This is a genomic window from Occallatibacter sp., from assembly GCF_036502485.1.
Classification (GTDB): Bacteria; Acidobacteriota; Terriglobia; order Terriglobales; family Acidobacteriaceae; genus Telmatobacter.
The window spans coordinates 17,234-27,577 of record NZ_DASXYM010000013.1 but is presented as its reverse complement, the minus strand read 5'-3'; the positions used below and the strand labels follow the sequence as shown (position 1 = coordinate 27,577).

The window sequence follows — 10,344 nt, the reverse complement described above, 5'->3', positions numbered from 1 at the left end:
CACACGGAAGAAGTTGGGGGTCACACCCTGGCCCCACACGCGCTCCGGCTCCGAGCCTCCGCTGATCGATGCCGGAATCAGATCGAAGTACGCTGCAAGGTCAGAGAATACTGTTGCCTGGGAGCGCACATCGGAGAACCCGGGCCAGGAATACGGATTGCAGCAGCGATCGCCCTCGTGCATGATGTGCAGCGACAGCAACGTGGCGGGATCGCCGACCGGCGCCGGCCTGAGCACAAATCGGCTAACGAGAGAAAAGATGGTTGCGTTCGACCCAATGCCGAGGCCGATTGAGAGAATCGAAATCGCGGTCACCAGGCGATGTCGCCAGAGGGAACGCATGCTGTAGCGAACATCGCGCAGGAGGGACTCAAGCCATGGCAGGCTCCGTCGCTCCCCATACGCGTCGTGCGCCTGTGCCATACCGCCGCAACGAATCAGCGCCTGCCTGCGTGCTTCTTGAGGAGACAGCCCTTCGCGCATGCCGCGCTCCGTGTCCATGGCGACGTGAGCCTCGAGCTCCTCGGCGAAGTCGACGCCTTCGACCCCGCGCACCGTGTTGATCACTCGGATCCAGAATGCTCGTAGCTTGTTCATCGGTACTCCGTCAGCCTTTGCCAGTGTCTTCGAGGAATCGCGCCACAATCTGCGTTGTCTGCTGCCATTCTTCGCTAGCTTTGCGCAAGCGTCGCTGGCCGGCCTTCGTCAGCTCGTAAAACTTTGCGCGACGGTTGTTGTCGGAAATGCCCCATTTCGAGCGGATATAACCCTCCTGTTCAAGCTTCAGGAGTGCCGGATAAAGCGTGCCATAGTTGAGGACAAGCAGGTCTCCGCTGGTTTGCTCAATGCGTCGGGCCAGCCCGTACCCGTGTTGAGTCCCCATCGTCTCCAGAGTGCGCAACACCATAAGAGCTAACGTTCCCTGCCATACATCCGGTCTATCGCCCATCAACAGAGTCTCCTATTGGACACCAATAGATATGAGTTTACGCGCCCCCCTATGGGAACGCAATAGGTGAGCCGCTACCCATTCTCAATCTCGTGTTTACGGGATGAACTCAGGTGCAGCTTTAGCGGACCAACCGCCGCGCGGCGGCTCCACTCTCCGCGAATCCACCGTCAGCTCAAAGTTCGCCGTGTGAGTCACGTGCGCGTGACAAAGGCGAAGTGACAAATGAAAGACATGTCCCTGACAAATCGCCACTGCCCCGTACGTATGCTCCGGGCTAGTGAAGTCCGGAACAGGAGCATACCTGATGAGATTGAGGATGTGTACGGGGCTGCCGGTATTGTGCAGCATGTTGCTTCTGAATGGCGCCGGCTGGGCACAGAGCCCAGGCACAGGCGGAATTCATGGAGTTGTGCTTGATCCTGCGGAGCACGCTGTGGCACATGCCAGCGTCACGGTTGAGCAGCAGGCTACGCACTCAATGCGGACGGTGTGGAGTGACGGCACCGGATCCTTCGAAGTGCCGCTGCTTGCTCCGGGCAAGTACGTTGCGACCGTCACGACGGCGGGTTTTGCTGAGAGCCGATCGCAGAGCATCGCGGTGGTGGTCGGCGAGACAGTGTCAGTCGAATTCAGGCTGAACGTGGCGAGCGCCAATGCATCAGTGGAGGTCAGAGATAACGAACAGGTGCTTTCGACCGAAAGTTCGACACTGGGCCGGGCTGTAAACGATGAGGCCATTCAAGCACTGCCGCTGTCAAACAGAAACTTCACCCAGATTCTGTCGCTCTCGCCGGGAGTTGTCGTGGGCTTGCCGGATGCGACGATGCTGGGCCGCGGCACGCAAGACGTGACTGCGAACGGCGGAAAGACGACTGCGAACAATATCCAATTCAATGGCGTGGATGCGAATAACCTGGCCCAGAACTCTGCGGCTTCGGATGGGGAAGAAGTGGGCGTGGCAGTACCCGCTCCGGACACAATTGAAGAGTTCAAGGTGCAGACCGGCAACTACGATGCGACCTATGGCCGGGGAACCGGCGCAAACGTCGATGTGATCAGCAAGACCGGAAGCAATCGGTTCCACGGAAGTGCCTGGGAGTTTCTTCGCAATGACTTGTTGAATGCGAATGATTTTTTCTCCAAGCTGAATGGCCAGCCACGGCCCGTTTTGAAGCAGAACCAATTCGGCGCCGCGATAGGCGGCCCGATCCTGCGCGACAGATTGTTTTTCTTTGCGGCCTACCAAGGATTGCGCTCGACGAATGGACTGGGAACAGAAGTGACTACCTTCCTTCCTCAGTTGACCGCGGACCGCAGCGCAGCCACACTGGGCGCGCAGTTCTGCGCTTATCCAACGTTTGCCGGCGGCCCTGAGTCGAAGCAGTTGAAATGCGACGGATCCAATGTGAATCCTGTGGCGCTGAATCTCTTGAACTTCAAGCTGCCGAATGGGCAATTCGCCGTGCCAAGCCCACAAACCCTGCTCACCAGCGATCCCGGGCAAATGCCAATTGGCGAGTCTACCTACGCGATACCCGCTACATACAACGAAGACCAATACACAGGGAATATCGACCATACATTCTCTGCCAGGAACTCCGCGGCGGCGCGCCTGTTCTATTCACGCGCGCCTACCGTGGAGCCATTTTCTCCGAATGCCGCCAATGTGCCCGGATGGGGCACCCACGAAATGGACAAGAACGTGATGGTGGTTGCGTCGGATACACAGGTGGTGAGTGCAAGACTCGTGAACGTCGCGCGCTTAGGGTACATGCGGTTTGATGGAATATCGGCTGTTGAAGGCCCCATCCTGGCATCGGACCTTGGCACCCAGAGCCCTACGGGCTTGGCGGGAGCGGGAATACCGGCGCCAGGCATTACGGTGGACGGGCTGTTCACCGTGGGTGATGCGGGCACGCCGTCACAACAGCAACGCACCAACACTTATATTGCGCAGGACATGCTCGCGCTTGCGCAGGGCAGGCACTTTCTCCGATTTGGCGCCGAAGGAAAGGCGCACCAGATCATGGTGGACGCGCCTTTCTCGTCGAGCGGGCTGCTGGACATCAGGACCTTCAGCGACTTTTTGCTTGGACAGAGCGCGGAGCAGAACGGCAGCCTGAGCGGCATCAGCAACGTGACTTCCAGCGGAGGCAGTTCAGGGCTGTTCCGCAAGGACGAACGGTACAAGGACTTCGCGGTGTTTGTGCAGGATGACGTGAAGCTGACGCCTTCGCTGACTGTGAATGCGGGCATTCGCTACGAGGTGTTTGCGCCCCCGTCGGAGGTTCGTGGCCGGCTCGTCACATTCGACCCGACCATTGCGACGCTGACCGCGCCGGATACGGGTACCTTCAGCGGGTTCGTAGTGTCCTCCAACTTTGAAGGCACAGCACCGGTCGGCGTAACACATTCCGGTATGAAGGGGCTCTGGCCCACGCGGTACACCAATGTTTCGCCGCGCCTCGGATTTGCATATCAGCTGGGCGCACATCCTGACGTTGTGGTTCGGGGCGGGTACGGCCTTTATTTTGATCGGCTGTCGGGCGGACTCGCTGAGAATCTCGTGGGCCAGCCCCCGTTCTCAACTTTTCAGTTCATTTCAGGCTCGCAGAACGGAGGAGCGAGCCTGCAAGCACCGTTCGCTCCGCTGCTGCCGGCGGCGTCGAGCTATCCGATTTTCATACCAAGAACTCCGGGAGGCGGAGCAACGGTGGAGGGCTTATCGAGAACGATGGTCGATCCGTACACGGAAGAGTACAACCTCAACGTACAGGTTGGCAGCGGATGGAACACGTTTTTCGAAGCGGGTTATGTGGGCACGAGGTCGATTCACGTAGCCGGCTGTGCGGAGTTCAATCAATCGCTGCTCGCCAGCCCCGGTGCACCGGTCTATGGTGAGACCGCGAACAGCGTTGGAAATGTAGTACAGCGTGCGCCGTATCAGGGCGTGGCCCCAGGTTCGCTGGAATGCCGGACGTCCTATGACTCGAATTACAACGGATTGCAGGCCAGCGTTACAAAGAGACTGAGCAACGGGCTGCAGTTCCTGGGGAGCTACACGTACTCAAGAACGCTCGACCAGACGAGCGGATCATCCGGCAACCAGGTGTTTGAGCTCTGGCTGCTGACGAATGACCAGCGCAACCCGCGGCAGAGCTACGGTCCGACAGACTTCGATCGCACACATCGCGCGGTATTCAGCTTCACCTATGACATCCCGGGCGCTCGCACCTCGTCGGGTTTCATGCGTGTGTTGATCTCGCACTGGCTAGCGTCTGGAATTCTGGTGGCGCAGTCCGGAACGCCGATCACGATTCTCGATTTCGCGGCGGGCGCGGTCTATGGGAACTATCCATTTGAGAATCGCGCCCAACTGAGCGGCAAGCGTATCGCGACATCCGGGTCGATGCACTCGCGGGTGCTTGGAACGTATCTCAATGCGGACGCATTCACCAACGCGCCCGAGGCACCAAATGGAACCAGCTCGGACGATACGGACTTCGGCAACAGCGGGGTGGGGATTGTTCGCGGGCCCGGACAGCGCAATATCGACCTGGCCGTGGAGCGCACCATTCCCATCGCGGAATCGCACAGCATCCATCTTCGTGGAGAATTCTTCAACCTGACGAACACTCCCAATTTTGCGAACCCGATCAATATGGTGAACTCTGGCTCGGCATTCGGAAAGATCACCGGCAAATCAAATAACCCGCGCATCATCCAAGTTGCGTTGAAGTATCAGTTCTAGTAGCTGGAGGAATCTAATGAGCAGTTCGCTGCAGACGCTGCCAGCGCGGTCACGCGACTTGTTGACGACGGAGGAGCTGAAGTACGCGTGGCTCAAAGAACAGCCCGTGGAGTTTGGGGATCCGACGCTGGCACGGATCAGTCTGCCTTTGCGAGAGACCTATTATCCACTGGGTTTCCCGGTGACGGTCTCGACGAATTCCACTGAGGTGCTGGATGCTGCGAGCGAAAGCTGGGGATCATTCCAAAAGATTTTCCCTACGGGCCCGGTGCAGTTGACCGTAGGGGTTACAGGGAGCGAATCGCATGTGTGTCCGCCGATCCCGGTGTGCCGGGTGCGCGATCACCTGACGACCAATATCGCCGACGGTGAGAACTTCGCCATAAGCGACCGCTCGCTGGGGTATTCATTGATATGGATCACCACTGCGGCCCTTTCGCACCGAGACTACTTCCGCTACTTCTTCCTTGAGTCCAGCGCGATGTGCGGGATTGCATCGCGGTATGCGACGGGAATTCATGCGGCTTGCGTGTCGCTCGATGGGTCGGGGGTCCTGCTCTGTGGCGACTCCGGCGCGGGGAAGACGACTCTCTCGTATGCCTGCGCCCGAGCCGGCTGGACATTCGTCACAGATGACGGGAGTTATCTTGTGCACGACCGCGAGGACAGGCTGGTTGCCGGCAATTGCAAGCAGGTGCGATTTCGTCCCGCAGCGACAGAGCTGTTTCCAGAACTGCGAGGCCGTAGAGTCATGGAGCGGGCCGGGATCGGCAAGCCTTCTATGGAGATGGACACGGGCGAAATCTCCCGCATTGCGACCTCGAGCACAGCCACGATCAAGCACATCGTATTCCTGAAGCGCAATGTACCGAAGCAGGAGCTTGCTGTGTTTCCGACAGCGGTGGCGCGGCTCTGCATGATGCAGCGCGTGCAGTGCATGGCGGGCGCAGAGCTCTCGCAGGCGGCCATCGATCATCTGCTTCGGCTGGGCGCATTGGAATTGCGTTACAACGATATCGATTGGGCAGTGGAGCGGCTGGAGCTGCTTGCTCAAAAGGGTATTTAATGGCGGCCATAATCGTCGTTCAAACCAGAGAGGACGAAGGACATCTGTTGCGCATCAAGGGTGAGCGTCAGCGCTTCAGCCCCTGCTTTTGGAGGTTCTACGCAGCGGCTTTCTTCTTCGATCTCGGAATCGGGCTCTTCTTCTTCCTGTTCAACCTTTATCTCACTGATTTGCATTTCGACGAGCGCGCGGTGGGGAACATCACAGCTTCTCTCACGTTTGGGAACGTGGCCGGCACCGTGCCGGCCATGCTGCTCGCGCGCCGCCATGGCCTGCGGCCGTTGCTTCTGTTTACGGTTATCTGTGCGCCCCTCATCTGCGCATTGCGCGTCCTGATCCTCTGGGGACCCGCTCAGATCGGCCTCTCGTTCGCGACCGGCGTGGCGCTGTGCTGCTGGCCGATCTGCTTTTCACCGACTGTGGCATTGCTCACTGAGGAGCGCAACAGAACCTTTGGCTTCAGCATCATGTTCGCCACAGGCATTGGCATGGGCACATTCGCCGGACTACTGGGAGGCTACATCCCTGAACTGCTGTACTCCGGGAAAATGCACATATCAATCGTGGGCGGGATTCGCATTGTTCTGTTTATGGCGTGCGGAATAATTCTGGCGGGAGCGTGGCCGCTCTGGAGGCTTCGTCTACAGGAGCGGCTGCCCGGCGGGCAGCGTAGCACACGGTTACTTCATCCGTTCCTGCTTCGATTTCTGCCTCCATTCGTGGTTTGGAATGTAGTTACCGGATCCTTTCCAGCGTTCGGTGCAATCTACCTGCAGCAGGTGTTGCACATTCCGCTGGGAAGAGTTGGCGCGGTGTTCTCCGGATCGCAGCTGGCGCAGTTTGCCGCGGTGCTTGGTGCGCCAATTCTCTTCCGCCGGTCAGGCTTGATCAAAGGCATAGTCATCGCTCAGGTGGGGACTGCCTTATTTCTTGTACTGATTGGAAAGACCGCAATGGTCCCTGCGGCCATTACTTTCTATCTCGCTTACAACGCCATGCAGTTCATGAGTGGGCCGGGCATCTACAACCTGCTGATGAATCGCATTCCGGAAGTTGAGCGAAGCACCGCCTCCGCCGTGCAGAACCTGAGCGGCGCGATCTGTCAGGCTGCGACGCAGGCGTTGACCGGGCTTTGCATCGTCCAATTTGGGTATCGCCCAGTGCTGATTGGGAATGCCGCGTTTGCGATCCTGGCAGCTCTGCTGTTTCTTAGAGTCCCGGAACACGCGACCAGTGCAGAGCCGATGGCAGACAAACCCATGACAATCGGCTGACCGAGTCATGACACCCGTGTCCGGCTAAATGGATAGCGTGACAACAGAAGGAACCTTTCGTCTGAACCCTTCGCCTATGAGAGCTCACCTCAAGAACGCGGCTTGTAACATGCTTGGCAACGGGGCTGATCCGCTGGCCATGTTCGCTGTGGCGCCTGTTGTTCCTCGCACGCCGGGCGTGACCCGTTACGGTGTTCGGATCGTGGCCTCGGCCCGCGAGGAGGCCTGAATGCGAGATCTCGCGCAACTCCCGGTTGACTTGCGAAACGGCGGTGAGATCACCTCCGTCGCGAACGGCGGCGACAAACTCAGGTGCGCCAGAATCCTGGGAGTTGCTGTCGATGCGGTTGATATCCAAGGCTCGCTGGCGATTATCAACGCGCATCTGACGAGCGGCCGCAAGGGCTTCGTGTGCGCTGTCGGCGTACACGGGATTCTCGAAGCGCTGCGAATCCCGGAACTCGCCGAGACTTATGCTCAGTCCATCCTCAACACTCCCGATGGTGCACCGACGGTATGGATTGGTCGCCTTCAGGGATTTAGGCAGATGGATCATGTGACGGGGCCGGCACTCATGAAGGAGATCTTCAGCCGACGCGAGTTCGCTTCCAGATCGCATTTTTTCTATGGCGGAAAGCCGGGGGTGGCGGCGGAACTCGCCTCATCCATGCTTTGCCAGTTCCCCTGGATCAGGATTGCCGGCAGCTACACGCCGCCGTTTCGCAATCTCACAGAGGACGAAGAACGGGAGGTTGCAGCGCACATCAACTCACTCCATCCGGACTTTATCTGGGTGGGCATCAGCACGCCTCGCCAGGAGTTATGGATGAGGCACATGCTGCCGCGCATGAATGCGGGATTGATGTCCGGCGTGGGGGCAGCCTTCGATTTTCACACAGGGCGCATTCGCGAGTGCCCTCTATGGATAAAGCGCGCCGGATTCAACTGGCTTCACAGGCTCATGCAGGATCCGAGGCGGCTGTGGCGGCGCAATCTGCACAATATGCTTTTTCTTTGGTACTTTGCGTTCCAACTCACCGGGCTTAGACGGTACCCGCTACCGCGCAGCATCAATAGGGCGGGCTCGCCTTGCGAGGGTAGGGCTGACCAAACTTATTCAGATGCTCCGCAGGCTCCCGCGGCGCGCTGGTTGCGTCGATGGTAACAAGATTAGAGCCGCCGCCCTCGATCCTTACTTGCCTTGTGATGCGATCGAGCGCGGGCTGCATAACTCCTTCCACCCACACATGAAGCGCATATTCACCGGGGCGCACGCCTGGGATCGTAACGCGCTCCGACGGATCGGCTACGCCATACAGCGGTGTCGCGAGTGAAAGAATGACCGCGCTCATCTCAGGATGGATGTTGCAGAAGATGTACGATACGCCTTCGCGCGAGAAGGTCACTTCCTTTGAAGTGCCAGCTTCATAGAGTCCCAAGTCGAATCGCCTGCCATTGAAGAGCGAAAACACATTATGAAAGAAGGGGTCGGCATTGGGAAAGCTCACCAAGCTTCCGACTGGCACCACCAGCAGATGCGGCGAGAACATCCTGTTCTTTTGGAGAAGGGTGAAATGACCGGGGGCAGGCGGCGGGAGATCGGATTTTTTGTCTACAGGCTCCAGCCACACAACCGCTGCCGGGTGATGACCTTTCGTGGACATGGAAGAGGGCAGTTCGATTCGGGCATGGAACTCGCGGGACATCTCACTCGACTGCGCACGGGCGAGCAGCGGAAGCAAAACGAGGGCGGGGCATATCGATCTCCGCAGCAGATTCCTGCGCATCGGCGAGGTCAAAATTTGTACCCCGCGCCCAAGCCGATGATGTCGCTGAACTCAGTCGGCGAATTGACGAACGAGGATGCAATGCGGCGGTATTCGAGCGAGAACAGTAGATACGCGCTGGGACTGTAAATCACATTGGCCGTGAACGTGCGGTTGCGCGCCAGATTGTAGTAGCTGTCTGCATTCGTCGCGGTATACGGCCGGATCTGATGTGCGGGAACGTTGTCAATTCCGAACGCCTCGTTGAACTCGAGCCGCTGGCTCGGCTTCTGCTTCCACTGCAGCCAGCCTCCCATGTCATCCAGCGCGCGGAAATACCATTCGCCGTGATAGGTTTGGGCGACGTAATCTTTGAAGGCGCCTTCGCCAAGGCCTCCCAAGGCTTGCCCGGTGTAAGCGCTTCCGGTAAAGCGGCCCATCCGGGTGACGGGCAGGTCGAAGTCGACGACGCCCGCCCACGAGTCGAAGCGCCTCGGTTGCGGCAGCCGATGCGGCGCGAAATAGCCGCTGAAACCGATGTGCGCGCCTCCTTCGTTGTCGGTATCGATCACCGACAGACGAGCCTGCACACCTGGCCAGCGTGACTGGTCTGTCGTGCTGGGTGGAGAATAGCTCCCCGACGCGGAGGACGGATAAATTGGAGCCGGATCAGCGACATCAATCAAAGCCGCCTGCCCACGCAGGTTCAATCGACGCTGGGTGAAGAAGTCGTGCGACGCCCCCATCTGCGGATTCCAGGCCCAGAGAGTTCCCGACCATGCCAGAGCGGGAACGGCAACCGCCGTGAGCGATGTCGGCGCATCCGGACTCATGAGCGGGCGGTCAAGCGAGAAGAAGAGGGTGGAGTGTGCCCAATCCAGTTGAGCGTGAGCGGTTCGCATACGGAACAGGCCGAGATCGGAATTGTAGCCAGAGGCGCCCGTGTTCCCCCAGAAATCGAAGTGGGCGTCGGCATGGCTGACTGCTCCCAAAAGATGGGGACCGCGGGCATCGATCCCCAGAATCGTCTGGCGAATGGTGGCCGAGGTTGATCCGGGTCCGTGCACCGCAATCACGGGGCTTTGCGACCCATCCACCGCCTGCGTACTGCTGATGCCAGTCATTAAAATCATCCCGCTCACGGTCAGCGGATACTTGGATTCGCTTTCAACCTTGATCTGCTCAATGGTTGCCAGCTGCGCCTCGTGGACAGATTGTGTTTCTCGCAGCCCAGACACTGCGGCCTGCAGTTCCGCCGCGCCGGCGCCTGGTTGATCGTTCTCCACCGCTTCCGGAAGGGTGCCGCCCCCTTGCATGGCTGAGAGTTGATTTTTGAGTTCTGCCAGTTCGCGCTGCGACTGATCAATTTGAGCCTGAACGCGATTCACGGCTGCGTTGAGCCGGCGCATCTGTTCCTGGACGTCGGGCGAAGGAACCTGAGCCGGACCTGCAAATGCGCTGCACAGCACAACAACCGCGAGCCCATGTACCACCCGCAACGTTTTGTTTGCACTCAATTTCGCACCATTGCGGCT

General features: G+C 58.9%; 8 protein-coding genes. 4 read left to right on the top strand and 4 right to left on the bottom strand.

The window, feature by feature from the left end; translation table 11 throughout:
• Together VGL22_RS02485 and VGL22_RS02480 are read right to left on the bottom strand one after the other, a co-directional pair.
• Window positions 1–597, bottom strand: a 597-nt coding sequence (locus VGL22_RS02485; RefSeq protein WP_465265296.1) for a permease prefix domain 1-containing protein, incomplete at its 3' end; no start/stop codon positions are given.
• 10 nt (window positions 598–607) lie between these two features.
• The gene (locus VGL22_RS02480) at window positions 608–949 is read right to left on the bottom strand and encodes a PadR family transcriptional regulator (RefSeq protein WP_465265295.1); all 342 of its coding nucleotides are present in this window, start codon (window positions 947–949) and stop codon (window positions 608–610) included.
• A 307-nt stretch (window positions 950–1,256) separates the two neighbouring features.
• Between VGL22_RS02480 and VGL22_RS02475 the strand changes: the two genes are divergently transcribed.
• From VGL22_RS02475 to VGL22_RS02460, 4 genes are all read left to right on the top strand, one after another.
• Complete coding sequence (locus VGL22_RS02475) at window positions 1,257–4,703, top strand: TonB-dependent receptor domain-containing protein (RefSeq protein ID WP_465265294.1); 3,447 nt, start codon at window positions 1,257–1,259, stop codon at window positions 4,701–4,703.
• A gap of 16 nt (window positions 4,704–4,719) precedes the next feature.
• Window positions 4,720–5,769, top strand: coding sequence for an HPr kinase/phosphorylase (locus tag VGL22_RS02470; protein WP_465265293.1), 1,050 nt, complete (start codon window positions 4,720–4,722; stop codon window positions 5,767–5,769).
• Window positions 5,769–7,043, top strand: a complete 1,275-nt coding sequence (locus VGL22_RS02465; RefSeq protein WP_465265292.1) for an MFS transporter — start codon at window positions 5,769–5,771, stop codon at window positions 7,041–7,043. The genes VGL22_RS02470 and VGL22_RS02465 overlap by 1 nt, the downstream gene beginning before the upstream one ends.
• A 229-nt stretch (window positions 7,044–7,272) precedes the next feature.
• Window positions 7,273–8,208, top strand: a complete 936-nt coding sequence (locus tag VGL22_RS02460; protein ID WP_465265291.1) for a WecB/TagA/CpsF family glycosyltransferase — start codon at window positions 7,273–7,275, stop codon at window positions 8,206–8,208.
• On the opposite strand, the gene VGL22_RS02455 is transcribed toward VGL22_RS02460, so the two are convergent.
• Complete coding sequence (locus tag VGL22_RS02455; RefSeq protein ID WP_465265290.1) at window positions 8,114–8,749, bottom strand: hypothetical protein; 636 nt, start codon at window positions 8,747–8,749, stop codon at window positions 8,114–8,116. The two genes, VGL22_RS02460 and VGL22_RS02455, sit on opposite strands and share 95 nt — an antisense overlap.
• An 89-nt stretch (window positions 8,750–8,838) precedes the next feature.
• Entirely contained in the window at window positions 8,839–10,326 is a 1,488-nt protein-coding gene (locus VGL22_RS02450; RefSeq protein WP_465265289.1) for a hypothetical protein, read from the bottom strand.
• Window positions 10,327–10,344: the final 18 nt, after the last annotated feature.